Raw genomic sequence first — 22,859 nt, forward strand, 5'->3', positions numbered from 1 at the left:
GCCGGTTCGGAGGATTTCCTCCGGGCCGGCCCTCGGCGTTTCCGTCCCTCGTACGGCGATCCCCGCGCCCACTCAGGCGGCGGTCGTCACCTGTCCCGCCGTCAGCGGCCGGTGCGGGGCGATGATCTGCCCGTCCGGCAGCAGTTCACCGGTGTCCTCGAAGAGCAGAACGCCGTTGCACAGCAGGCTCCAGCCCTGTTCCGGGTGGTGTGCCATCAGGCGGGCCGCCTCCCGGTCGTTGGAGTCGGCGGTGGGACAGGCAGGCTGGTGCTGGCACATGGGTGGGTTCTTTCGCTGCGTCGTAGTGGATGTCCTGCGGCTCTTCGCGCTCACGGCCGCCCCCGTCGGTCGGTTCGGTTCCGGTCCCAGTCTTGCCCCATGGACGGTCTTCCGCAGGTATTTCGCGGCAGCTCGTCCTCTTCGGAGAAGACGCATCACCCGCAGGGGCGGTTCAGCTCAACTGCACCATCTCTTCGGGTGGTTCGCAGTGGCCCGAGCGGGCTAGTCCGTACGGGAGGGGTGTTCGGGTGGTGCGTTCGGGCGCGGTGCTCGGACAGCAGTGCGCCCCGTGACCCTGCCGGGTCACGGGGCGGGGCGGCTCGTGCGGTGTATCAGGCGGGCGCCGCCGAGCCCATGAGGGGCGGCGGCGCGAGACGCGTACTGAGCACGGGCATGAGGTCGGCGACCCGGTACGGCCGGTGGGCCGCGATCCCCGGCGGCGCGGGGGCCAGGGGTACCAGAAGGTCGGCCGAGGCCGAGGCCGAGGCGACGGTCGTGCCGTCCGCCTCCGGTTCGGCGTGCAGCCAGAGCGTCAGCATGTAGAGCTCCGGTACGGAGAGGAGCCGGGGCTGGTACGGGGTGGGCAGCGCCTCGGCGTGGAGCAGGGCCCGTTCCGTCGCGGTGACGTACGGCCCCTCGAAGAAGTGCGAGAAGGTCCAGCCGTCCGGGGTGAGCATGGTGTCCGCGGCGGCGATCGCCCGGTCCCCGTTCCGGATCAGGAACCGCCAGCCGGTGAGCCGGGTGCGGGGTGACCGTCCCGGAACTCCCGCGTCGCCGAGGACGTGGACGGGCAGCGGGAGTTCGGGGCTCAGTGGTCCCTGCGCAGCCCGCAGGGCGGGGGTGCGCGCCTCGCGGACGGCGGTCGGTGAGCCGAGGGCCGCGAGGACACTGCGGAGGGCCGGCGCGGGGGCCGGAGAGGGTCGGAGCATGGTGGGTCGCCTCTCACTCAGGAGACACGGTGATGCGTGGGCAGGTACGACGGCGCTGTCGGCGGCGCGGCCAGAGAGGGGCCTTGGGGCCATGACCGGGCACCAACACTCTGCCTCGTCCGCGGAGTTTATACGACACGTGTTCACAGAGTGTTTCCGCTAGACGTCACCGATATTCCTGACAAGACGTCATCCAGCCTTATTCGAGGGGCTGTTCAAGCGGAATCATGACGGCCGCACGGCCCTCACCTGCGTATTCCTCGCCGAGTCGGACGGCTGAATTCTTATCCCCTGCCACGGGACAATAGGACATTGGTATATGTCGACCGTGTCATGCCTGCGGGATGTGCCGGTGGAGCGCTCCTTCCAGCCTATCCCCCGAAGGGCCCGTTCCGCAGGCGTTGTGGATCAGCGAGGTGGGCATCATGGTCCGTGACGCGCGGCCGTCGTCGCGGCTGCCCACGGTGGGAGGGACGGCTTCGATGGGGGAGAAGGTCGATGCGGACGGGTTCGGCCCGGCCGACCGGCAGCAGTACCGGAGAAAGCTCCAGCAGTGTCTCGCGGGGCTCGCGAGGCTGCTGGCGGAGAAGAGGTTCGACCGGCCCCGCAATCTGATGGGCCTGGAGATCGAACTCAATCTCACGGGGCCCGACGGACTGCCCCGGATGCTCAACGCGCCGGTTCTGGAAAGGATCGCGAGCTCCGATTTCCAGACGGAACTCGGATTGTTCAATCTGGAAGTGAACATCGCTCCGCACCGGCTCGGCGGCCGGGTATTCGACCGGCTCGCGGAAGAGATCGGGACCGGCCTCGGATATGCCGACCGCAAGGCGAAGGAACTCGACGCCGGCGTCGTCATGATCGGCATACTTCCCACGCTCGCCCAGAGCGACCTGGTCTTCGAGAACCTGTCGGCCGCCGACCGCTACACGCTCCTCAACAACCAGATCCTCGCCGCCCGGGGCGAGGACTTCACCCTCGACATCCACGGGGTCGAACGGCTCCTGTGCACCTCGGAGTCGATCGTGCCGGAGGCCGCCTGCACCTCCGTCCAGCTCCACCTCCAGGTCACCCCGGCCCGGTTCGCCGCCGTCTGGAACGCGGCGCAGGCGGTGTCGGGCATCCAGATCGCCCTCGGCGCGAACGCGCCCTTCGTCTTCGGACGCGAGGTGTGGCGCGAGTCCCGGCCGCCCCTCTTCCAGCAGGCCACCGACACCCGGCCGCCCGAGCTGCAGTCCCAGGGAGTCCGGCCGCGCACCTGGTTCGGGGAGCGGTGGGTGGACTCGGTGTACGACCTCTTCGAGGAGAACCTCCGCTACTTCCCCGCCCTCCTGCCCATCTGCGACGAGGAGGACCCGCTGCTCGTCCTCGACGAGGGCGGCGTACCGAAGCTCCAGGAACTCGTCCTGCACAACGGCACGGTCTACCGCTGGAACCGGCCCGTGTACGGCTGGGTCGACGGGGTCCCGCACCTCCGCGTGGAGAACCGGGTGCTGCCCGCGGGGCCGACCGTGACCGACGTGATCGCGAACGCGGCCTTCTACTACGGGCTCGTGCGCTCGCTCGCCGACGAGCCGCGGCCGGTCTGGAAGCGGCTGGCCTTCGAGGACGCGGAGGCCAACTTCGACACGGCCTGCCGCCACGGCATCGAGGCGGAGCTCCGCTGGCCCCGCTCGGGGCGCGCCGGCGGTGTCGCGACCCTGCCGGCGGTACGGCTCGTCCTCGACGAGCTGTTGCCGCTCGCCGCGGCCGGTCTCGACGCGTGGCACATCGAGCCCGCCGACCGGGACTTCTACCTCGGGGTGATCGAGCAGCGATGTCTGCGGAAGGTGAACGGCGCCTCCTGGCAGGCCGACACCTTCCATCAGGCGCTGGATTCGGGCCTCGACAGGGAGGCGGCGCTCGCGGCGACCACCCGCCGCTACCGGACGCTCATGCACGAGGGCGAGCCGGTGCACACCTGGCCTGTGGGGATCGGCTGACGTCCTGCCCTCGTGTGGGGTGCGGGGTGCGGGGTGCGGGCAGTGTGGCGTGGGCTGCGACGGACTCCGGGCTCCGAGTGACGGGCCAGGGCGGCATCCCCGGGCATGGGTGATCATGTCAAGGTAGTCGAGGCGGCCGAGGCAGGCCGCGACCGCCGGAACGGCATGGGCCCACGACGGGGAAGTGGAGACAGGTGTGGTGTCGGAGCAAGACGTGAGGGACGCTTCCCTGCCCCCAGGAGGCCTGCCGCGGAAGGTGCTGCGCTCCGAGACCCTCATCGTGCTCGCGCTCTCCCTCGGCGCGAGCGCGTTGTCGTCCCTCATCAGCTTCATCGGGTCCCTGACCCGGCCGGGGTCGCTGAAGGAGCAGGCGGCGACGCTCAACGGCTCGTACGCGCCGGGCCGGCCCTGGCTCGACCTGTCCTGGCAGCTCTTCGGCATCGCCACGGCGCTCGTGCCGGTCGTCCTCGTCGCCCATCTGCTGATGCGGGAGGGCGCCGGGCTCCGGTCCATCGGCTTCGACCGGACCCGGCCTTGGTCGGACCTGGGACGCGGGACGCTGGTCGCGGCCGGGATCGGGAGCGCGGGGCTCGCCTTCTACCTGGCGGCGCGGGCTTCCGGGTTCAACCTCACGGTCGTGCCGGAGTCCCTGCCGGAGGTGTGGTGGAAGTACCCGGTGCTGATCCTCTCGGCGGTGCAGAACTCCGTCCTGGAAGAGGTCATCGTCGTCGGCTATCTGCTGCGCAGGCTCGGGCAGTTGGGGTGGACGCCGATGGCGGCCCTCGTCGCGAGCTCGGTGCTGCGCGGTTCGTACCACCTCTACCAGGGGATCGGCGGCTTCATCGGCAACGTGGTGATGGGCGTCGTCTTCGTCCTGCTGTACCGGCGTTGGGGGAGGGTCGGGCCGCTGGTCGTGGCGCACGCCCTGCTCGACATCGTGGCCTTCGTCGGATACGGGCTGCTGGCGGGGAAGGTGGGCTGGCTGCCGACCGGCTGACGGGACGCGGGGGACGGATCAGGGGCGTACGGCTTGAGCCGTACGCCCCTTGCTCGTTTCCGGTGCTTCGGGCGTTTCCGTCAGGCGTGCAGGTCGCCGTCGATGACCGTCACGGCGTGGCCCGTCAGCAGGGTGCGCTCGCCGCGGAGGTGGGTGCGGACGAGGCCGGTGCGGAGGCCGCCCTGAAATCCGGTGAGCTCGTCGCGGCCGAACCGGGCCGACCAGTAGGGGGCGAGCGCGGTGTGGGCGCTGCCGGTCACCGGGTCCTCCTCGATGCCGATGGCCGGGAAGAAGCCGCGGGAGACGAAGTCGTAACCGCCGTCGGGGTTCTCGGCGGTGGCGGTGACGATGATGCCGCGCGAGGAGAGGCTCACGAGGGCGGCGAGGTCCGGCGTGAGGGAGCGCACGGTGGCCTCGTCGCGGAGCTCGACGACGAGGTCGCCGATGTGGGCGGACGTGTCGTGGACGGCGACGACCTCGGCGCCGAGCGCCTTCGCCAGGCCTTCGGGGACGGGGAGGGGGGTGAGGGCGGAGGTCGGGAAGTCCATGGTGATGGTGCCGTCCGCGGCGGCGGTGGCGCTCAGGACGCCGGACCGGGTGGCGAAGCGGATGGTGCCGGTCGCCGCGCCGGTGGTGTGCAGGACGTGGGCCGTGGCGAGCGTGGCGTGGCCGCACATATCGACCTCGGTGGCCGGGGTGAACCAGCGCAGGGCCCAGTCCGCCTCGCCGCCGGCGGGCAGGGGGTGGGCGAAGGCCGTCTCGGAGAGGTTGACCTCCGCCGCGACGTTCCGGAGCCAGGAGTCCTCGGGGAAGGAGTCGAGGAGGAGGACTCCGGCCGGGTTTCCGGAGAAGGGCCGGTCGGTGAAGGCGTCGACGATTCGGATCCGCATGCCGCTGACCGTACAAGGAGTGGAAACGCGCGGGCCAAGGCCAATCGCGGAGAACTGGACCGTACTGGCCGGCGTCCCCCGAAGGGGGATCCACGGCGGCCTCGGGGGGCTTCGATGATGTTCGGATACGGCGACGACTGGTGGATGCTGTTCTTCGTCCCGGTGGTGCTGTGGGTGCCGTTCGGGCCCTTCCTCATGGGCGGGATGGGCGTCTGGTGCGCCTTCCGGCCCGGCCTGCGGGCGCGGCTGTGGTCCGTGCTGCTGCCGCTGCTCCCCGTGACGGTCTCCGCGATCGCCATCGTGATGCCGCTGGGCCAGCCGACCCGGACCGACGACCTCGTGGGCTATCTCCTCGTGTACGTCCTCGGCATCACGGTGCTGCCGTGGCTGCTGGGGTGGGGGATCACCCGGGCGGTACGGGCCGTCCGGGCCGCACGGGCCCGGCGGCGGGCGGCGCTACAGGGGTGAAAGCACCATGAGGACCTCGTCGCGGTCGTCCTCGGGCGCCAGCCGGAGGGCTCCGGGCCAGCGGCCGATCTCCTCCCAGCCGAGGCGGCCGTAGAACTCTTCGAGGCCGACGCCACCGCGTGCCGCGAGCCGCAGCTGCTCCAGGGCCATCTCGTCGCGGGCGATCACCCGGGCCTGGCGCACCAGGCCGGCTCCGATGCCCCGGCCGCGTACGTGGAGGCGGGTCTGGACGTGGTGCAGCGTTCCCCAGTGGGCGACCAGGGGGTCCGGATCGCGGCGGAGGTGCAGCCAGCCCGCGACGGTGCCGCCGACGGTCGCGACGACGAGGCGGCTGCTCACCGGGTCGAGGCCCGTGACGATGCGGTCGAGCGCGGCCGCGACCTCGGCGGGATCGACCGGCGGGAAGGGGAATCCGGCCGCGCCGCCCGCGTCGCTCACTTCGATCCAGCACTCGGTGAGGGCGGTGGCGAGGGGGCCGGTCACCGCGTCGGGGGTGAGGAGTTGGGTGAAGAGGAGGGCGTTGTCGCTGGTCATGGGCGTCATCATGAGCATGATTCTGGCCGACGCCGGTGGGTGGGCAGGTGTGGCGGCCGGGTGGCCGGCGGGTGGCCCGGTCGGCCGGTCGGTGGGTGGTCAGGCGTCGCGTTCGGCTCGCCGGTTGACCAGCTCTTCGACCGCGCTCGGGAGGGTCGTCTCGAAGTCGATCATCTTCGCCCAGGTCGGGGTCACGACGATCCGGACCATCTCGACGTAGAGCGCGCGGACCTCGGCCTCCCACTCGACCCGCTGCTCGGGCGTCATCGTGTAGGCGCCGTTCGACTGGAGGAACTCGTCGGGGATGCCCTCGACGAGGTCCAGTTCGGCGCGGCCGCGCAGGAGCAGGATCTTCGGCGGGTGGACCTCGGTGTCGATCGTGAGGGCGACCGCCGGGTTCCGGCGCAGTGACGCCAGCTTCGGGGCGTTCGGCGGGGTGCACATGACGATCTCCGTGCCGTTCCAGACGAAGCCGATCGGGATGGCGCGGGGCGTGCCGTCCTCGGCGACGTACGCCAGCCGGGTGATGTCCCGGGCCAGGAGTTCCCGGCTGACCGGCCGGTTCAGGATCTCGGTGATCTCGCTCGCCTGCATGGTCCGATCCACCTTCCCGTGGGAGCCCCCCCGGTACGCCACCAGCCTAGGACGGATGACCCGTCGCGGGCGGACCGGTGGTTGTCGGCGGAACTCCCGCCATGAACCGTGCGCCACGGGTACCGATCACGACGCACGGGGGCTCACTGCTGCCACGTGGGCTTCCCTGCCAAGAAGCGTCTGGCGCGGAAATCGCGGCGGTCGATAGTGTCGGCCTATGACCAGTCCTGGAGACGTGCCGCCGGAGATCCTGGACCGGTTGCGGTCGATCTGCCGCCAGTTGCCGGAGTCGTACGAGGAACCCGCCTGGGTCGGCGTGCGCTGGCGGATCCGCAAGCGGACGTTCGCCCATGTCTACACGCCGGACCTGGATCGCTCCCCGATCTACGCCCCGTATGTCACCGCGGATCAGGAACCGGTCGTGATGACGTTTCGGGTACCCGCCGACGACCTGATGGGCCTGACCGCCACGGGGTTCCCGTTCCTCCGTGCCGGGTGGGGCCACAACGTCGCCGCGGCCATGCTCGGCGACCACACCGACTGGACCGAGCTTGCCGAACTGATCACCGACAGCTACCGAGGGATGGCCCCGAAGTTCCTCGCCGCCCGGCTCCCTCTCCTGCCGCCGCTCGGCTGACCTGATCCGAAGCCACATGGCGTCTCGGGGGAGGCCGTAACTCCCTCTCGCGTCGCTGGCCCGAGCCGGAGCGCGAGTACCGCCGCTGGCACCGCGAGCGCGCGGGCAACGACTTCGCCCTCGGGGCGGTGCAGCTCATCCAGGTCAGAGCCGACATCCGGGTCGCGAACATGGTCGCGCAGCGTGGCATGCGGACCGGCAGCGGCGGTCCGCCCATCCGGTACGAAACCCTGGCGCGGTGCCTGGACTCCGTAGCCGAGCACGCCCTGGCCCACAGCGCCTCCGTTCACATGCCCCGCATCGGGTGCGGTCTCGCCGGCGGGACATGGGAACGCATCGAGCCGGTCATCGAGAAGACGCTGGGCGCGCGCGGCATCGCCACCACGGTCTACGACCGGGCGTAGGGCTTTCGCCCCCCCGCCCCCCTCGGCGCTTGTCCGGAGCTCGAACGTGGCGACCCTGTGGGCTGCCGGTAGCGCGCGATCCGGCTCGGCAAGGCCGGGCTCGTCGCGCTGATCGGCGTCATCGCGCCCCTCCTCGCCAACACCACCCTTCATTTCGCAGTCGCTTCTTGCTCGACGAACAGTTCCGATATATCGTTGAGGCATCGCGACAGTTCAACGATGGAAACTCGACGGAAGGAGCGTTGCGATGCGTTCACATGGACACGAGTGCGGAAACGGACACGGAGCCGGTCGTGGGGCCTGCGGCCCCGGACCTCGTGGGGACTTCGAGGGGCGGCGGGCCGCGTTCGGGCCGTTCGGGCCCGGCTTCGGTGGTGCCGGCCCCTTCGGGGGCGGGTTCGGCGGGCGTGGCCGCGGTGGTGGCCGGGGGAGGGCGCGGCGCGGTGACGTGCGTGCGTCGATCCTGGCGCTGCTCAAGGACCGCCCCATGCACGGCTACGAGATGATCCGGGAGATCGGCGAGCGCAGCGACGGGGCCTGGAAGCCCAGCCCCGGCTCGGTCTACCCCACCCTTCAGATGCTGGAGGACGAGGGGTTGATCACCAGCGCGAGCGAGGGCGGCAAGAAGCTGTTCACGCTCACCGACGCCGGGCGCGCCGAGGCTGAGGAAGGCCCCGAGGCCCCGTGGGAAGAGGCCGGGCGCGGTGTCGACTGGGAGGCCGTGAACGAGATCCGGCAGGCCGGCTTCGGGCTGATGGAGGCGTTCGGGCAGGTCTGGAAGACCGGCACCGCCGAGCAGCGTCAGAAGGCGGTCGGCGTGATCAACGACGCCCGCAAGAAGCTCTACCTCATCCTTGCCGATGAGGACTGAGTGGTGACGAAAGGGCCCCGCGGCTTGTGTCGCGGGGCCCTTTTCGTGTGTCTGCGGGTCAGGTGACCAGGCCCGCGAGTTTGCGGAGCGACTCCGTCAGGGCCGCCGTCGCCGAGTCCTTGAGCTTCCCCGCCATGAGCGACACCGCCGCGCCCGTGAACTCGCCGTCGATCCGTACCGTCGTCGCGTCCCCCTCCGCCGCGAGCGAGTAGCGGGTGGTGACCATCACCCCCATCGGGCCCTTGCCCTTGATCGCGAGCGCCCGGTCGGTCTCCAGCTCCTCGACCGTCCAGAGCACCTCGGCGGGGAAGCCCATCAGCTTCATGTTCTCGGTGAAGGTCGCGCCCGTCTCCAGGGATGCCGGGCCGCCGCTCGGGAAGCTGGTGTGCGTGGCGTTCCACTCGCCGTACGAGGAGAAGTCCGTGAGGCGTGCCCAGACCTTTCCGGCCGGCGCCTCGATCCGTGCCTCCGCGCTGACTTCGGCCATGCGACCACCCCTTCAGGCGTGCCTACTGGTTCCGGTGTCGCGGAACGTAGCCGGGTGGGCGTGAACATTCAATACTGATGAACCGTCAGTTCTGCGGCGGCCGGTCCGGCGCCGTCGCCGATCCACCAGATCTCGGCGGAGTCGAAGCAGTCGGAGGCGCGCGGCCCCCCGTCCTCCTCGTGGCAGTGGAACGCGGCCCAGAACAGGTCGGCCGGCAGCGCCTCTCGGGGTGCGTACACCCGGTACACGTACTGCCGTCCGTCGCATGCGAGCAGAGCCACCATCCAGAACACGACCGAAGGACGAACGGCAACGGGCCTGCGGTTGCAATGGGGGCGCAATGCAAGGCGGCGCGCGCCCCCGGAGGCGAACGCGGGCAATCTCCTCCGTAAGGAGGAGGAACCGTGCGCGTGTGCCCAACTCCGGTGGGATGCGGACATGCTTCTCTCCGGCGATGCTCCGACCGCCCCGGCCTGATGAGGTGGAAGGGTGCACCATCCCGTTCCTCTCCCGCAGCCGCTGCCCCCACCACTCCGGCAACCCGTCGCCCCGCGCGCCGAGCTCGCGTCCTTCCTGACGCCCTCGCTCGCGGCGGTCGTGGCGGGCGCGCGGCGCAGAGCCCTCCGGGACGGGGACCGCCAGATCGACACCGCGCACCTCCTGCACTCGCTCGTCGAGTCGGACCCGGACGTCGGCGACGTCTTCGAGGGAGGGCATCAGCTCGCCCGCATCCTCGGCTACCTCGCCCAGCGGTCCATCGGTTACGGTCTGCGCTGGCAGCGCTCGGTCGAGGACTCCGGTGCCCGGCGCCTGCTGCCCGCCGTGCGCGAGGCCGAGCCGCAGGGCGGTGGCGGACGCGCCTCCGGCTGGTCACCGGCCGCGGTCGCCGCCCTGGAGTGTGCCTTCCGGCGGGCCGCCGGGCGCGGCGACGAACGAGCGCGCGGGCTCGACCTGCTCGCCGGTGTCGCCGCCGACCCCGAGAACCGGGCCGTCGAGGTGCTGCGGCGGGCCGGGGTCGATCCGGTCGCGCTGGTCGTCCGCATCGAAGCCTGTATCGAATCCCGTATCGAAGCCCAGGTCGAGGGGCGGGTCGAGGCTCTTGGTGACGGGTCCGGTGCGGGTTCTCCCGGGGCCTTCGGCGGGGAGCCGTCTCAACAGGTGTAACGGGGGTTACGCACCTGACCGCGTCCTGTCATGATGGCCCGATGCACGCGTCTCAGGGGAGAAGCGCCGGCCTGGGACTTGCCCTGGCCTCGGCCTTCGCATTCGGTGGTTCAGGAGTGGCGGCCAAGCCACTCATCGAGGCGGGACTCGACCCGCTGCACGTGGTGTGGCTCCGGGTCGCCGGCGCCGCGCTCGTCATGCTCCCGGTGGCCTGGCGCCACCGGGACCTCCTGCGCCGCAAACCCGCCCTCCTCGTGGGCTTCGGCCTGCTCGCCGTCGCAGGTGTCCAGGCCTTCTACTTCGCCTCGATCTCCCGCATACCCGTCGGCGTCGCGCTGCTCATCGAGTACCTCGCCCCGGCCCTCGTCCTCGGCTGGGTCCGCTTCGTCCAGCGCCGGCCCGTCACCCGCGCCGCCGCCCTCGGCGTCCTCCTGGCCGTCGGCGGCCTCTCGTGCGTCGTCCAGGTCTGGTCCGGGCTGAGCTTCGACCTCATCGGTCTGCTCCTGGCCCTCGCCGCGGCCTGCTGCCAGGTCGGCTACTTCGTCCTCTCCGACCAGGGGTCCGACGAGGCGGAGCAGGCCGATCCGCTCGGTGTCATCGCGTACGGGCTGCTCATCGGCGCCCTCGTCCTCACCGTCGTGGCCCGGCCGTGGGGCATGGACTGGGCGATCCTCGGCGGCAGCGCCGACATGGACGGCAGCAGCGTGCCCGCATGGCTGCTGCTCGGCTGGATCGTGCTGATCGCCACGGTCCTCGCGTACGTCACCGGCGTCATCTCCGTCCGCCGCCTCTCGCCGCAGGTCGCGGGGGTCGTGGCCTGCCTGGAAGCCGTCGTCGCCACGGTGCTGGCCTGGGTGCTCCTCGGCGAGCACCTGGACGCGCCGCAGATCCTCGGCGGAGCGCTGGTCCTGGTCGGGGCGTTCATCGCCCAGTCCTCGACGCCCAAGGCGCCGCCTTCGGAGCCCGTGGCGGCCTCCGGGAGCGAGTCCGCGGCGGCCTCCCGTGGTGATTCCGCGGCCGTCCCCGGTGGTCATTCAGGGACCGGAGCCGTCGGGCGGGACGAAAAGGAGTTGTCGGCCGGGCGGACCGCCCCCTAGCGTGCCGCTCATGCACGTGATCGCACGTTCGACACCGCCGCCCACCGCCTAGCGCGCGACGGCATCTTCCGACGAGGACCGGGCTCGGGTGGGCGGATCTCCGCCCCCGAGCGGTTCGTCGCTGCCCGCGCGCGGAGCCGAGCGACCACCCTTCCCTCTTCCTCCTCGGAGAAGTCACGTGCCGAACTCCTCGGAATCCGCCCTGCCCGTCGGGCGGAGCCTGCTCTATCTCATCGTCGCCGGGATCGCCTGGGGCACGGCCGGTGCCGCCGCCTCGCTGATCTTCCGCGTCAGCGACATGGGCCCGCTGGCCCTCTCCTTCTGGCGCTGCGTCGGCGGGCTCGTCCTGCTGCTCGGCGCGCTGGCCCTGCGGCCCCGCCGTGCCGTCGCCCGCACCGCCGGGGAACCGCGCGGCCGGCGGACGGCCCGCATCCTCGGTACGGGGATCGGGCTGACCGTCTTCCAGAGCGCCTACTTCGCCGCCGTCCAGGACACCGGCCTCGCCGTCGGCACCGTCGTCACCCTGGGCGCGGGCCCCGTCCTCATCGCCGTCGGCGCCCGGCTCGCCATGGGTGAGCGCCTCGGCCGCGGCGGGCTCCTCGCCGTCATCGGGGCCCTCGCAGGGCTGGCCGTCCTCGTCCTCGGCGGCGGGGCCGAGGAGGTGCGACCGCTCGGCGTGGGCCTCGCGGTCGTCTCGGCCGCCGGGTACGCCGCGATCACGCTGCTCACCCGGTGGCTCGGCCGGGACGGCGGCGGGACGGACGCCCTCGCGACCACCACCTGGGCCTTCGCCATCGGAGCGGTGGGTCTGCTGCCGCTTGCGGCCGCGGAGGGACTCGTACCGCACACGGACGCGCCGGTGCAGGTCGTCCTCCTGCTGGTGTACGTGGCGGCCGTACCGACGGCCCTCGCCTACGCGCTCTACTTCGCGGGCGCGGCCGTCGTCCGGGCCGCCACCGTCTCCGTGATCATGCTCCTGGAGCCGGTGAGCGCGGCCCTGATCGCCGTCTCGCTCTTGGGCGAGCAGCTCACCGGAGCCATCGTCCTCGGCACCCTGCTGCTGCTCGTCGCCGTCACGGGCCTGGCCTTCGCCGAGGCGAGGACGGTGGCGGTGCGGCGGCGGGAGGCCGTGACGGTGTAGGGCGTCGCGGGCCCTACGTCGTGGCGCGTCGGCGCAGTTGGTGGGCGCGGGCCGCCAGGTCGCCGGGGCCCGCGCGCTCGGCCAGCCGGTCCGCGATCCGTTCCTGGACCTCGGGCGGCTTGTTGCCCGCGTACTTGAACTTGGCCCGTACCTCGGTCACCTCCAGGTTCAGGACGCGGATGCCCGAGAGGAGGCGGCCGAACGGGGCCTCGCCGGGGGCCGCGAGGGCGGTGCCGCCGTCCGGCTGGAAGTGGGCGACCTGGCGGTTGAGCAGCTCGGCCTTCTCCGCCGGGTCGTCGATCACGTGCGCCGTGCAGCGCAGTTGGACGGCCGCGTAGTACGAGGTCGGCGTTCCGTGCGCGGGGGGCGTGCCCTCGGCGACCGTCCACGGGCCCGGTGCGAAGACGTAGTCGTCGACCACGCTCAGGAGCACCGTCGGATGCGCCTCGATCGCTCGCCACAGCGGGTTGGGGCGGGCCAGGTGGGTGAGGACGCGGCCGTACGGGCCGGGCTCGGCCTCGTACCGGAAGTGCATCGGCTGCACCCACGGCGGGTCGCCGGGCAGGCCGTTGACGGCGAGCTGGCCGAAGTCGTGGCGGGTGAGCCAGTCGCGCCACTCGCTGTCGTCGAGGGGTGCGTCCCAGGGGTGGATCAGCATCGTGGTGGCTCCTGTCCTCAGAGCGCGGCGAGGTAGTCGGGCAGGGCGACGGCCGGGTCGAGGCCGTCGGCCGGGACAGGGGTGCCGTGGGCCGTGCGGACGGGGATCACGCCGGCCCAGTGGGGGAGACCGAGGTCCTCGGCGTCGTCGTTGGGGCCGCCGGTGCGGACCTTCGCCGAGACCTCGTCCAGGTCGAGCCGGATCACGGCGGTGGCGGCGAGCTCCTTGGCGTTCGCCGGGCGCGAGTCGCGGGAGCGGCCCGGGACGACCTGGTCGACGAGCGCGTCGAGGGCCGTCCGCAGCTCCGCGGGGTCGGTGACCTGGTGGGCGGTGCCGTGGACGACAACCGAGCGGTAATTGAGGGAGTGGTGGAAGGCGGAGCGGGCGAGCACCAGGCCGTCGACGTGGGTCACGGTCAGGCAGACGGGCAGACCGGGGGCCCGCACGCCGTCGCCCGCCGTGCGCAGGGGCCGCGAGCCGGTGGAGCCGTGGATGTAGAGCCGGTCGCCGACGCGGCCGTAGAGCGTCGGGAGCACGACCGGCGCCCCGTCGCGGACGAAGCCGAGGTGGCAGACGGAGGTGCCGTCGAGTATCGAGTGGACCAGGGCCCTGTCGTACGAAGCGCGGTCGCGGTTTCGGGTGGGGACGGTGCGGTCGGTGGGCGCGTAGGCGCTTGTCGAGGTGGTGTCGGCGGCGGCGGTCATTGCGGACTCCATTGCACTAGTGCATAATAACTTTTGTGCTAGGAGAGTATCGGATCGAAGGTCGTCGCGCATCGGAGATCGCCGCCAGCGTCGAGCGCGGGGTCGGCACGGGCGCCCTGGAGCCCGGGCGCCTGCTGCCGCCCATGCGGGAACTGGCGCTGACGCTGGGGGTGAACGCCAACACGGTCGCCGCCGCCTATCGCACCCTGCGTGAGCGCGGGGTCATCGAGACGGACGGGCGGCGCGGCAGCCGGGTGCGGCCACGGCCCGCCACGACCGCGCGCGGCTCGATCAGGGTGGACGCCCCCGCCGGGGTCCGGGACGTGAGCAACGGAAGCCCCGACCCGGCGCTCCTGCCACCGCTCGGCGAGGCCTTCGCGGAGGTCGCGCGACGGTACGCCGAGCGGCCCGGCCTGTACGGAGAGGCCCCCGTCGACGAGGAGTTCGGGCGGCTCGCGCGGGCCGCCTTCGACGCGGACGGCGTGCCCGCCGGGCCCGTCGGCGTCGCCTCCGGCTCCCTCGACGCCATCGAGCGGGTGCTCGCCGTGCACCTCAGGCCCGGGGACGCCGTGGCCGTCGAGGACCCGGGCTGGGGCAGCCTGCTCGACCTCGTACCGGCCCTCGGGCTGCGGCCCGTGCCCGTCGCCGTCGACGACGAGGGGCCGCTGCCGGAGGAGGTCGAGCGGGCGATCCGGCGTGACGGGGCGCGGGCGGTCATCGTGACCGACCGGGCGCAGAACCCGACCGGGGCGTGCGTGACCGAGGAGCGGGCGCGGGAGCTGCGGCGGGTCCTCGCCGCGCACCCCGACGTCCTCCTCGTGGACGACGACCACGGGCACGGGATCGTCGCGCAGCCCCTCCATCCGCTCGCCGGGGTCACCGACCGCTGGGTGCTGGTGCGTTCGGTCGCGAAGGCATACGGGCCCGACCTGCGGATCGCGGCCTTCACCGGGGACGCGGAGACCGTCGACCGGGTCCTCGGGCGGCAGCGGCTCGGCCCCGGCTGGGTCAGCCGGCTGCTCCAGCGGACCGTCGCCCACCTGTGGGCCGCGGAGGCGGTCGATCCGGCCGCCGTCGCCCGCGCGTACGGGCAGCGGCGCGACGGCCTGGTGCGGGCGCTCGCCCGGCGGGGGACCGAGGCCCACGGGCGCAGCGGCATGAACGTCTGGGTGCCGGTCGCGGACGAGACGGGCGCGGTGGCGCGGCTCGTGGCCGACGGATGGGCGGTGGCGCCGGGCGCGCGCTTCAGGATGAACGCGGGACCGGCTGTCCGCGTCACCGTCTCCGGCCTCACCGCCGAGGACGTCGAGCCCCTCGCCGAGGCCCTCGCGCGGGCGGCGGGGCCGGCTCCCGCGCGGAGTTACGGGTGAGTCTCGGCCGCCAGGTGCCCGGCCTGGGCTTCCGGGCCCGGACCCGCACCAGGTGTGCGCCGAACCGGTGACGCGGGGGCGCAGGCGCCCGCGAGGGCGGCGTCCCGTGTGCCCATCCGTTCCGCCCCGGCGGGGCGCCTGCCCGCACAGGACGGCGGGGTCTTCCGCGCACTGAGGTGCGGGCCGCCGGTTGCCCTGCGGCGCGAGGTGCGGGTCTGGGTGAGTGCGGCTCCCGCGAGGACGATCACGGCGCCGACCGGCGTGTTCCACGTGAGCTGTTCGCCCAGGACGGCCACGCCCGCCGCCGTGGCGATGACGGGGATGAAGTACGTGACCATCGAGGCCGTCGTCGGGCCGACCTCCGCCACCACGCCGTACTGGAGCAGCATCGCGTATCCGGTGCCGAGGGCGCCGAGCGCGATCACGGCGAGCAGGGGCACGACCTCCACCGAATCCGGCATCGAGGTGAACAGGGGAGTGACCACGGCCAGTTGGAGCGTCGCGAGGCCCACCTGGGAGCCGGCGAGCGAGAGGTGCGAGACGCCCGTGTCGCTCAGCGTCCTGCGGACGTAGATCCAGCCCACCGCGTAGCTGAACGAGGCCAGCAGGGCCAGCGCCGTGCCCGTCACGTCGAGACCGGAGAAGCCCTGCCAGGCGCCGAGCACCGTGAGTACGCCCATGAAGCCGATGCCCAGACCGGCGGCGCGGATCCGGGTCGGACGGTCCTCGGAGAGCGCGACGAGCGAGAGCAGCATGCCCCACAGCGGGGTCGTCGCGTTGCAGATGCCCGCCAGGGTGGAGGGGATCGTCAGCTCCGCGTACGCGAAGAGCGAGAACGGCAGCGCGTTGAGCAGGAACGCCGCCACCGTCAGATGGCCCCAGACCCGGGCGCCGCGCGGCAGCCTGTCGCGCTTCACGACCAGGGCGACGGCGAGCACCGCCGTACCGAACAGGAGCCGTCCGAACGTCACCTGGAAGGGGGCGAAGCCCTCCGTGCCGACCTTGATGAAGAGGAAGCTGAACCCCCAGATGAGGGCCAGGGCGCCGAAGCGGACGCGCCAGTCGAGCAGCCGGGCGCCGCGCGCGGCGAGCGCGGAGCCGGTGGGTGTGAGGGAGGGGGAGGCGGGTGAGGGCTGGGGCGGGGCTGCGGGACTCATGTACTCAGGGTGACGGGACCGACCTCGTAGAACAAGTGAGAATTCTTCGACCCCTCCCCTTAGGATTGCTTACATGTTGAATCTGGAGCGCCTGCGGACCCTCGACGCCGTCGCGCGGCACGGCTCGGTGAGCGGTGCCGCCGACGGGCTGCACGTCACCACCTCGGCCGTCTCCCAGCAGCTGTCCAAGCTGGAGCGCGAGGTGGGGCAGCAGCTGCTCGCCAAGAACGGCCGGGGCGTGCGCCTCACCGACGCCGGACTGCTGCTCGCCGAGCACGCCGCCCGGATCCTCTCCCAGGTCCAGCTCGCCCAGGCCGACATCGAGGCCCAGAGTGGCCGGGTCGTGGGCGAGGTGCGGCTCGCGGCCTTCCCGACGGCGGCCCGCGGGCTCATTCCCGGCGCGCTCGCCTCCCTGCGCGCCGGCCATCCCGAACTCCGCGTGCGCACCACGGAGCTGGAGCCCGAGCCGGGGGTGCGCGCGGTGCTGCGCGGCGACGCGGACCTCGCGATCGTCCTGGACTGGAGCAACAAGCGGGCGCCCGTGCCGGGCGGCCTGGAGCGGGCCCACCTCCTGGACGACTCGGCGGACGTGGCGCTGCCCGCCGGGCACCGGCTGGCCGGGCGGGAGGCCGTGGACCTGGTGGACTTCGCCGACGAGGAGTGGGTGTCCTGGCCCGAGGGCGAGTTCTGCCACGACTGGCTGATGTTCACGCTGCGCTCGCAGGGCATCGAGCCGCGCATCGGCCACCTCGCCGGCGAGCACCACACGCAGCTGGCGCTGGTCGCGGCGGGACTCGGGGTGTGCGTGACGCCCCGACTCGGCCGCCCGCTGCCGGAAGGCGTCGTCTTCGTGCCCGTACGGCAGAAGATGCGGCGCCACATCTACGCCACCTGGCGCGCCGACGCGGGCCGCCGCCCCTCCGTACGGGCGGTCGTCGGGGCGCTGCGGGCGGCGGCCGAGCCGCTCGGCAGCTGACGGACGGCTCCCTGGGGTCTGTCCGGCGGATCAGGGGCGGGATCGCCCCTGATCCGCGAGCCGCCCCTGATCCGCGAGCCGCCCCTGATCCGCGAGCCGCCCCTGATCCGCGAGCCGCCCCTGATCCGCGAGCCGCGCCTGATCCGCGAGCCGGCGTGATCGGCAAGACACCCCTTAGATCTTGCGGAAGTCCCAGGACGCGATGGCGTCCGGGGTCAGCCTCGCCCAGGCGTGGCGGCCGTCGTGCGGCATCGTGTCCAGGCCGAAGTTCTTGGCGGCGAAGAGCTGTTCGGGTGCGTCGAGTTCGGGGAGCGGCTCGCCGGTGCGGGGCGCCTCGCCGACGAACTCGACCGTGCCCGACAGCTCCACGCCGCGCAGCTCGCCGTACTCCACCCCGTCGTCCACCACCACCGCGATCCTCGGGTCGGCGCGCATCTCGGCCCAACGGCGGCTGCGCGTCAGCGAGTACAGCCAGAGCGAGCTGCCGTCCCAGGCGAACCAGAGCGCGCTCACGTGCGGGCGGCCGTCGGCGGAGACGGTCGCCACCCGGCAGGTGCGCTGTTCGGCGAGGAAGGAGTCGAGCTCCGCCGGGGTCATCATGATCCGGCGTCCACGGCGCTGTGCGACGGTCATCGTCCGCACCCTTCTGGATTTCTGATGAGACGTCAGAAAGCATGGGGGGCCATTCGCGCGCAGGCAAGGGGAGACCATGGGTGAGAATGCGAGAGACCGGCTCGGGGAGTCGATCCGTCCGGACGGCGGGGTCGTGCTCCTCACCGTCGAGTGCCAGCGGGGGGTCGTGGGCGCGGAGAGCGCCCTGCCCGAACTGGCCGCTGTGGCCCGCGCGTCGGGCGCCCTGCGGAACGTGGCGCGGCTCGTGGCCGCCGCGCACGGGGCCGGAGTCCAGGTGATCCACGCCGTCGCCGAGCGGCGCCCCGACGGCCGCGGCGCCAACACCAACGCCCGGCTCTTCCGGGCCGCCGCCCGGCTGCCCGTGCAGCAGCACAGCGGCAGCACGGCCGTACGGATCGCCGAACCGATCGAGGTCTCGGACGAGGACATCGTGGTCCGGCGCCTCCACGGCCTTTCCCCGCTCGCCGGCACGGACGTCGACGCGCTCCTCCGCAACCTCGGCTGCCGGACGCTGATCGTGACCGGCGTCTCCGCCAACGTGGCCGTACCGAACGCCGTCTTCGACGCCGTGAACCTCGGCTACACGGTCGTCGTGCCCGGGGACGCCATCGCGGGAGTGCCGGCCGACTACACCCCCGCGATGATCCGCCACACCCTCGCGCTCGTCGCCACCATCACGACCACGGACGAGGTGCTGGGCTGCTGGAAGGCCCCCCGGCGCGCGAGGCCCGCCGGGGGCCCTGTCAGCCGAGGCTGATCTCGTCGCCCACCACCTGGATCGGCGTCGGCGGCAGCGGGGCGGTCGCCGGGCCGCCCTTCACGCTGCCGTCCGACACGTCGAACCGGCTCTGGTGGCACGGGCACACGATGACGCCGTCCTTGACCTCGCTGACGGCGCAGCCCGCGTGGGTGCACTTGGACGAGAAGGCGTGGAACTCGCCGGCCTTCGGCTGGGTGATCACCAGGCCCTGACCGGCGATGACCTTGCCGCCGCCCACCGGGATGTCCCTGGTCCGCGCGAGCGTGGCGCCCGGCTGCTCCTCCGTGCCCGTGCCCTTGTCCTCGGTGCCGCCGCCCCCGCAGGCCGCGAGCGCCGCCGCCAGGCCCGCGGCGCCCGCCGCCGAGACCACCGTCCTGCGTGCCACTCCGCTCATGTACTGCCCCTCTTTCACTCGCGCACCGGTTTTCCTTCGCGCACTGGTGTGTTGGCACCCGACGGTACGGGTGTGACCTGTGCCCCGTTCACAGGATGACGCCTTCGAGAGCCTTACAGTTCTGAGTAGAGTGTCGGAACATGGACACCTTGCAATGAAAGTGTCAACGGGGTCGGTCAGCGCCCACCATGTACGGGCCGTGCTGCTGGGCGGCGAGCGGCGCGGAATCGCCCCCGCGCCGCTGCTCGCGCGGGCCGGTCTGCCCGCCGAACTCCTTGGGGGCGCGCAGGCCAGGGTGCCGGCGGAACGGTTCGGACGGCTCGTGAGGATGCTGTGGGCCATCCTCGACGACGAGCTGATCGGATTCGGCGGAGCGCCCAGCAAGGTCGGGACCTTCGCGATGATGGGCCACGTCGTGGTCCACGGCAGCCGGGACCTGCGCGACGCGCTCCGGCGCGGCCAGGACTTCTACTCCCTCTTCCCTTCGGGGCCGCGATTCCGGCTCGTCGAGCCCGGGGCGGGAGGGGAGCCCGGGGAGGTCGGGGAGTCCCGGGAGGTCGGAGAGCCCCGGGAGGTCGGAGACCCCGGGGTGGGAGGGGAGTTGGGGGCCGGAGGGAGCGACGAGGCTCGGATGGAGTTCGACATCACCGGGTACGACGACCCCCTCCACTTCGGCGCGGAGTCCACCGTGCTCGTCGCCCACCGCTTCGCGGGCTGGCTCATCCGCCGCCGGATCGGTCTGCGGCGCGTCGAGTTCGCCTACCCCGAACCCCGGCACGCCCAGGAGTACGCCCTCCTGTTCGGGGCGCCCTGCGTCTTCGGCGCCCGGCGGACAGCGGCCGTCTTCGACCGGGCCGACCTCGACGCGCCCGTCCTGCGGGACGCGGCGGCCCTCCAGGCCTTCCTCCGCCGCGCCCCGGCCGGTGTGCTCGTCCGCGCCGACCACGGCGGTACGGTGACCGGCCGCGTACGCCACCTGATCGGGAAGGCCCTGCCCGCGGAGCCGGTGCCGACGCCGCAGCAGCTCGCCGACCGGCTGTCCATGAGCCCGCAGACCCTCCGCCGCCGGCTGGCGGCGGAGGGAACCACGTACCAGCGGCTGCGTGATCAGGTGCGCCGGGACCACGCCATCGCCGAGCTCTCCGGCGGCCGGGTCTCCATCGAGCTGCTCTCGCGGCAGCTCGGTTTCTCGGAACCCAGCGCGTTCCACCGGGCGTTCCGGCGCTGGACCGGCGAGACGCCCCGGGCCTATCGGGCCCGGGGCGGGTGAGCGCGGGGTCAGCGCAGGGCGAGCGGGGTCTCGGACGCGACGCGGGACAGCTTCTCCGGGTTGCGGACGAAGTAGATGCCCGTGATGCGGGCGTTCTCGACGTGGACCGCCATGACGCCGTCGATCTCGCCGTCCAGGCGGGCGAGGAGCGCCGGGCTGCCGTTGACCATCGTGGGGCCGAGGGTGATCGCGAAGCCGGCCCCGTCGGCCCTGCCGACGAATCCCGCCATGAGGCGCGACACCTTGTCGGCCCCGAGGACGGGCCGCAGGGCGGCGTGCTTCACGCCGCCGCCGTCGCCCATGTACACGACCTCGGGGGCGAGGACGTCGAGGAGGCCCTGGACGTCCCCCGTCTCGAACGCCCGCCGGAACGACTCCAGGGCGGCCCGGGTCTCGCTCACGGAGACCGACCGGCGAGGCCGGCGGGCGTCGACGTGCCGGCGTGCGCGGTGCGCGATCTGCCGGACGGCCGCGGGGGTCTTGTCGACGGCGGTCGCGATCTCGTCGTACTCGAAGCCGAAGGCCTCGCGCAGGACGAAGACCGCGCGCTCCGTCGGCGACAGCGTCTCCAGGACGAGCATCATCGCCATCGACACGCTCTCCGCGAGCTCCACGTCCTCGGCCACGTCCGGCGCGGTGAGCATCGGCTCGGGCAGCCAGGGGCCGACGTACGACTCCCTGCGCCGGCTCGCGGTGCGCAGCCGGTTGAGCGCCTGGCGGGTCGTGACCCGGACCAGATAGGCGCGCTGGTCGCGTACCTGGTCCAGGTCGACCTCGACCCATCGCATCCAGGTCTCCTGGAGGACGTCCTCGGCGTCGGCCGCCGAGCCGAGCATCTCGTAGGCGACGGTGAAGAGGAGGTTACGGTGGGCGACGAACGCCTCGGTCGCCGCGTCGGCGGTGCGGGCGCCCGCCGCGCCGGTGGTGCCGTCGGTCGGTACGTCGGTGGTGCCGTCGGTCGGTGCGTCGGTGGTGCCGTCGTTCACCGTTTCGGTGGTCCGGTCGCTCGCGGCGCCGGTCGTGCCGTCGTTCGCCGCGCCGGTCGTGCCGTCGCTCATGCCTTCACCTCGCTCCTTCGCGGTCCGTCCAGGGCGCCGGCGGCCGGCACGTGTGCGTCCACAGCAAGATCCTTTTCGTCGGTGAGGGTCCGATCATGACCCACTGCCGCCGTGCGCTCGCGCTCGGCCCGCAGCAGCTTCTCGCGCTGGCCGCCTCCCGAGACGTTGTGCAGACCGTACGAACCGGGCTTGTCCGCCTCCGCGGCCAGGTGCTTGACGGTGCCCGCGCACACGATCTCCTTGACCTTCGCGCCGGTGCGGCCGCCGATGTGGAACCACAGCGCGATGTCGTTGCGGTGGGCGAACTGGAAGATGCCGCCGCCTCGGCCCAGGCTGATGCACTGCCCGGCGAAGACCTGGTTGAGGGGCGTCGGCGCCTCTCCCGCGATCCGGCTGAGGACCGTGTCGGCGGCCCGCGCGCCCTGCGGCGTCGCGGCCTGGCAGCTCATCCGCGCCGGCAGGTTCGACGGCGCCGCCGAGTCCCCGGCCGCGACGACGCGGTCGTCGTCCACGCTGGTCAGCGTCTCGTCCGTGAGCAACCGGCCCAGGGCGTCGGTGCTCAGCCCGCTGCGCGCGGCCAGGTCCGGCACGCCGAAGCCGGCTGTCCAGATGGTCAACCGGCTCTGCAGCGTACGGCCGTCGTCGAGCCGCACGGCGTCGCGGGTCACGGCCGTCACCTTCGCCCCGGGACCCTCGATCACGGTCACCCCGAGGGCCGCAAGGCGCTTGGCGACCGAGCGGCGGCCGCGCTTGTGCAGGTACGGGCCGAGCACCGATCCGCAGACCAGGGTCACGGTGCGGCCGGTCTCCGCCAGCTCCGCGGCCGTCTCGATGCCGGTCGGGCCTCCGCCGACCACCGTCACGGGGGCGGTCATGGGCGTGGCGTCGAGGACCGGCCGCAGCCGCTGGGCCTCCTCCAGATCGGCGATCGGGTAGGCGAACTCGGCGGCTCCCGGAACGCGCGGGTCGGCGCTGCCGCTGCCCACCGCGTAGATCAGGTAGTCGTAGCGGACGGTGTCCCCGGTCGCCAGCGTCAGGCTGCGCCCGGCCGCGTCGATCCGCGTCACGGTGTCGACCAGCAGGCCGACGCCCGGGCGCAGGACGTCAGTGAACGCGACGACCGCGTCGTCGGACCCGCCGACGAGCTGGTGGAGGCGGATCCGCTCGACGAAGTCCGGGCGCGGGTTGATCAGCGTCACGGTCACGTCGTCGCGCTGCGTCAGGCGGTTCGCGGCCATCACTCCGGCGTACCCGCCGCCGATGACGACCACTTCGGTGTTCCCGGTCACGATGTCTCCTTCGTTTCGAGCGGTTCATGCACAAGACACCGCGGGGTCCGCCCGTGTGACAGCATGTGACGCAGGTCACATGGGTGGGTGTGTGACGTGATGGCGCGCGGTCAACA

26 protein-coding genes and 1 pseudogene are annotated in these 22,859 nt (G+C 72.6%); 13 read left to right on the forward strand and 14 right to left on the reverse strand.

Going from position 1 to position 22,859, the window contains the following annotated elements:
• Positions 1–72: 72 nt before the first annotated feature.
• On the reverse strand, positions 73–279 hold the full coding sequence (locus ASC82_RS04500; protein ID WP_024756896.1) for a DUF5999 family protein: 207 nt from the start codon (positions 277–279) through the stop codon (positions 73–75).
• A 332-nt stretch (positions 280–611) separates the two neighbouring features.
• Positions 612–1,208 (reverse strand): hypothetical protein, encoded by a 597-nt coding sequence (locus tag ASC82_RS04505; protein WP_056641886.1) that lies wholly within the window; start codon positions 1,206–1,208, stop codon positions 612–614.
• A gap of 482 nt (positions 1,209–1,690) precedes the next feature.
• On the opposite strand from ASC82_RS04505, the gene ASC82_RS04510 reads away from it, so the two are divergent.
• Together ASC82_RS04510 and ASC82_RS04515 are read left to right on the forward strand one after the other, a co-directional pair.
• Complete coding sequence (locus tag ASC82_RS04510) at positions 1,691–3,190, forward strand: hypothetical protein (protein WP_056641889.1); 1,500 nt, start codon at positions 1,691–1,693, stop codon at positions 3,188–3,190.
• 214 nt (positions 3,191–3,404) lie between these two features.
• Positions 3,405–4,187, forward strand: coding sequence for a CPBP family intramembrane glutamic endopeptidase (locus ASC82_RS04515; protein ID WP_056643217.1), 783 nt, complete (start codon positions 3,405–3,407; stop codon positions 4,185–4,187).
• 80 nt (positions 4,188–4,267) lie between these two features.
• Here ASC82_RS04515 and ASC82_RS04520 read toward each other — a convergent pair whose 3' ends face one another.
• On the reverse strand, positions 4,268–5,077 hold the full coding sequence (locus ASC82_RS04520) for a PhzF family phenazine biosynthesis protein (protein ID WP_056641892.1): 810 nt from the start codon (positions 5,075–5,077) through the stop codon (positions 4,268–4,270).
• Positions 5,078–5,191: 114 nt separating this feature from the next.
• Here ASC82_RS04520 and ASC82_RS04525 point away from each other — a divergent pair, with 114 nt between their 5' ends.
• Positions 5,192–5,545 carry a hypothetical protein gene (locus ASC82_RS04525; RefSeq protein ID WP_056641895.1) on the forward strand — a complete coding sequence of 118 codons (354 nt, stop codon included), beginning with the start codon at positions 5,192–5,194 and terminating at the stop codon, positions 5,543–5,545.
• Here the strand turns inward: ASC82_RS04525 and ASC82_RS04530 are convergent.
• Together ASC82_RS04530 and ASC82_RS04535 are read right to left on the reverse strand one after the other, a co-directional pair.
• Entirely contained in the window at positions 5,534–6,079 is a 546-nt protein-coding gene (locus ASC82_RS04530; RefSeq protein ID WP_056641899.1) for a GNAT family N-acetyltransferase, read from the reverse strand. The two genes, ASC82_RS04525 and ASC82_RS04530, sit on opposite strands and share 12 nt — an antisense overlap.
• 99 nt (positions 6,080–6,178) lie before the next feature.
• The gene (locus tag ASC82_RS04535) at positions 6,179–6,673 is read right to left on the reverse strand and encodes a pyridoxamine 5'-phosphate oxidase family protein (RefSeq protein ID WP_056641902.1); all 495 of its coding nucleotides are present in this window, start codon (positions 6,671–6,673) and stop codon (positions 6,179–6,181) included.
• A gap of 217 nt (positions 6,674–6,890) precedes the next feature.
• Between ASC82_RS04535 and ASC82_RS04540 the strand changes: the two genes are divergently transcribed.
• The 3 genes and pseudogenes from ASC82_RS04540 to ASC82_RS04550 all read left to right on the forward strand — a co-directional run bounded on the left by ASC82_RS04540 (position 6,891) and on the right by ASC82_RS04550 (position 8,585).
• On the forward strand, positions 6,891–7,310 hold the full coding sequence (locus ASC82_RS04540) for an MmcQ/YjbR family DNA-binding protein (protein WP_056641903.1): 420 nt from the start codon (positions 6,891–6,893) through the stop codon (positions 7,308–7,310).
• 41 nt (positions 7,311–7,351) lie between these two features.
• A pseudogene (locus ASC82_RS04545) lies at positions 7,352–7,714 on the forward strand (Appr-1-p processing protein); the annotation flags it as partial.
• A gap of 247 nt (positions 7,715–7,961) precedes the next feature.
• Positions 7,962–8,585 (forward strand): PadR family transcriptional regulator, encoded by a 624-nt coding sequence (locus ASC82_RS04550; protein ID WP_079039040.1) that lies wholly within the window; start codon positions 7,962–7,964, stop codon positions 8,583–8,585.
• 58 nt (positions 8,586–8,643) lie between these two features.
• Here the strand turns inward: ASC82_RS04550 and ASC82_RS04555 are convergent, their stop codons facing one another.
• Complete coding sequence (locus ASC82_RS04555) at positions 8,644–9,072, reverse strand: SRPBCC family protein (RefSeq protein ID WP_056641905.1); 429 nt, start codon at positions 9,070–9,072, stop codon at positions 8,644–8,646.
• Positions 9,073–9,140: 68 nt separating this feature from the next.
• Positions 9,141–9,365 (reverse strand): hypothetical protein, encoded by a 225-nt coding sequence (locus ASC82_RS04560; protein ID WP_056641907.1) that lies wholly within the window; start codon positions 9,363–9,365, stop codon positions 9,141–9,143.
• A 280-nt stretch (positions 9,366–9,645) separates the two neighbouring features.
• Here ASC82_RS04560 and ASC82_RS04565 point away from each other — a divergent pair, with 280 nt between their 5' ends.
• The 3 genes from ASC82_RS04565 to ASC82_RS04575 all read left to right on the forward strand — a co-directional run bounded on the left by ASC82_RS04565 (position 9,646) and on the right by ASC82_RS04575 (position 12,474).
• Positions 9,646–10,236 carry a Clp protease N-terminal domain-containing protein gene (locus tag ASC82_RS04565; RefSeq protein ID WP_242427593.1) on the forward strand — a complete coding sequence of 197 codons (591 nt, stop codon included), beginning with the start codon at positions 9,646–9,648 and terminating at the stop codon, positions 10,234–10,236.
• A 41-nt stretch (positions 10,237–10,277) separates the two neighbouring features.
• Positions 10,278–11,333, forward strand: coding sequence for an EamA family transporter (locus tag ASC82_RS04570; protein ID WP_056641913.1), 1,056 nt, complete (start codon positions 10,278–10,280; stop codon positions 11,331–11,333).
• 178 nt (positions 11,334–11,511) lie between these two features.
• Positions 11,512–12,474 carry an EamA family transporter gene (locus ASC82_RS04575; RefSeq protein ID WP_056641916.1) on the forward strand — a complete coding sequence of 321 codons (963 nt, stop codon included), beginning with the start codon at positions 11,512–11,514 and terminating at the stop codon, positions 12,472–12,474.
• Between the two features lie 13 nt (positions 12,475–12,487).
• On the opposite strand, the gene ASC82_RS04580 is transcribed toward ASC82_RS04575, so the two are convergent.
• Together ASC82_RS04580 and ASC82_RS04585 are read right to left on the reverse strand one after the other, a co-directional pair.
• Positions 12,488–13,132: an FMN-binding negative transcriptional regulator gene (locus ASC82_RS04580; RefSeq protein WP_056641918.1), complete on the reverse strand. Its 645-nt coding sequence runs from the start codon at positions 13,130–13,132 to the stop codon at positions 12,488–12,490.
• A 17-nt stretch (positions 13,133–13,149) separates the two neighbouring features.
• Entirely contained in the window at positions 13,150–13,836 is a 687-nt protein-coding gene (locus tag ASC82_RS04585; protein WP_242427548.1) for a pyridoxamine 5'-phosphate oxidase family protein, read from the reverse strand.
• A gap of 35 nt (positions 13,837–13,871) precedes the next feature.
• Between ASC82_RS04585 and ASC82_RS04590 the strand changes: the two genes are divergently transcribed.
• Entirely contained in the window at positions 13,872–15,206 is a 1,335-nt protein-coding gene (locus ASC82_RS04590; RefSeq protein ID WP_079039041.1) for an aminotransferase class I/II-fold pyridoxal phosphate-dependent enzyme, read from the forward strand.
• Here ASC82_RS04590 and ASC82_RS04595 read toward each other — a convergent pair.
• Positions 15,197–16,363, reverse strand: a complete 1,167-nt coding sequence (locus ASC82_RS04595; protein WP_242427549.1) for a DMT family transporter — start codon at positions 16,361–16,363, stop codon at positions 15,197–15,199. The genes ASC82_RS04590 and ASC82_RS04595 overlap by 10 nt on opposite strands.
• A 73-nt stretch (positions 16,364–16,436) precedes the next feature.
• On the opposite strand from ASC82_RS04595, the gene ASC82_RS04600 reads away from it, so the two are divergent.
• Positions 16,437–17,339 (forward strand): LysR substrate-binding domain-containing protein, encoded by a 903-nt coding sequence (locus ASC82_RS04600; RefSeq protein ID WP_056641927.1) that lies wholly within the window; start codon positions 16,437–16,439, stop codon positions 17,337–17,339.
• A gap of 174 nt (positions 17,340–17,513) precedes the next feature.
• On the opposite strand, the gene ASC82_RS04605 is transcribed toward ASC82_RS04600, so the two are convergent.
• Complete coding sequence (locus ASC82_RS04605; protein ID WP_056641930.1) at positions 17,514–17,972, reverse strand: pyridoxamine 5'-phosphate oxidase family protein; 459 nt, start codon at positions 17,970–17,972, stop codon at positions 17,514–17,516.
• A 76-nt stretch (positions 17,973–18,048) separates the two neighbouring features.
• On the opposite strand from ASC82_RS04605, the gene ASC82_RS04610 reads away from it, so the two are divergent.
• Positions 18,049–18,729 (forward strand): cysteine hydrolase, encoded by a 681-nt coding sequence (locus ASC82_RS04610; protein WP_056641933.1) that lies wholly within the window; start codon positions 18,049–18,051, stop codon positions 18,727–18,729.
• Here ASC82_RS04610 and ASC82_RS04615 read toward each other — a convergent pair.
• The gene (locus tag ASC82_RS04615) at positions 18,716–19,126 is read right to left on the reverse strand and encodes a Rieske (2Fe-2S) protein (RefSeq protein ID WP_056641936.1); all 411 of its coding nucleotides are present in this window, start codon (positions 19,124–19,126) and stop codon (positions 18,716–18,718) included. The two genes, ASC82_RS04610 and ASC82_RS04615, sit on opposite strands and share 14 nt — an antisense overlap.
• Positions 19,127–19,280: 154 nt before the next feature.
• On the opposite strand from ASC82_RS04615, the gene ASC82_RS04620 reads away from it, so the two are divergent.
• Positions 19,281–20,396 carry an AraC family transcriptional regulator gene (locus ASC82_RS04620; protein WP_056641938.1) on the forward strand — a complete coding sequence of 372 codons (1,116 nt, stop codon included), beginning with the start codon at positions 19,281–19,283 and terminating at the stop codon, positions 20,394–20,396.
• 8 nt (positions 20,397–20,404) lie between these two features.
• Here ASC82_RS04620 and ASC82_RS04625 read toward each other — a convergent pair whose 3' ends face one another.
• Both ASC82_RS04625 and ASC82_RS04630 read right to left on the reverse strand, forming a co-directional pair.
• Complete coding sequence (locus tag ASC82_RS04625) at positions 20,405–21,454, reverse strand: RNA polymerase sigma-70 factor (protein WP_079039042.1); 1,050 nt, start codon at positions 21,452–21,454, stop codon at positions 20,405–20,407.
• Positions 21,451–22,743 (reverse strand): FAD-dependent oxidoreductase, encoded by a 1,293-nt coding sequence (locus ASC82_RS04630; RefSeq protein WP_079039043.1) that lies wholly within the window; start codon positions 22,741–22,743, stop codon positions 21,451–21,453. Before ASC82_RS04630 ends, ASC82_RS04625 begins: the two co-directional genes overlap by 4 nt.
• Between the last annotated feature and the right edge of the window lie 116 nt (positions 22,744–22,859).

The sequence above is a fragment of the Streptomyces sp. Root431 genome (assembly GCF_001426585.1).
In the GTDB taxonomy this organism is placed as follows: domain Bacteria; phylum Actinomycetota; class Actinomycetes; order Streptomycetales; family Streptomycetaceae; genus Streptomyces; species Streptomyces stackebrandtii.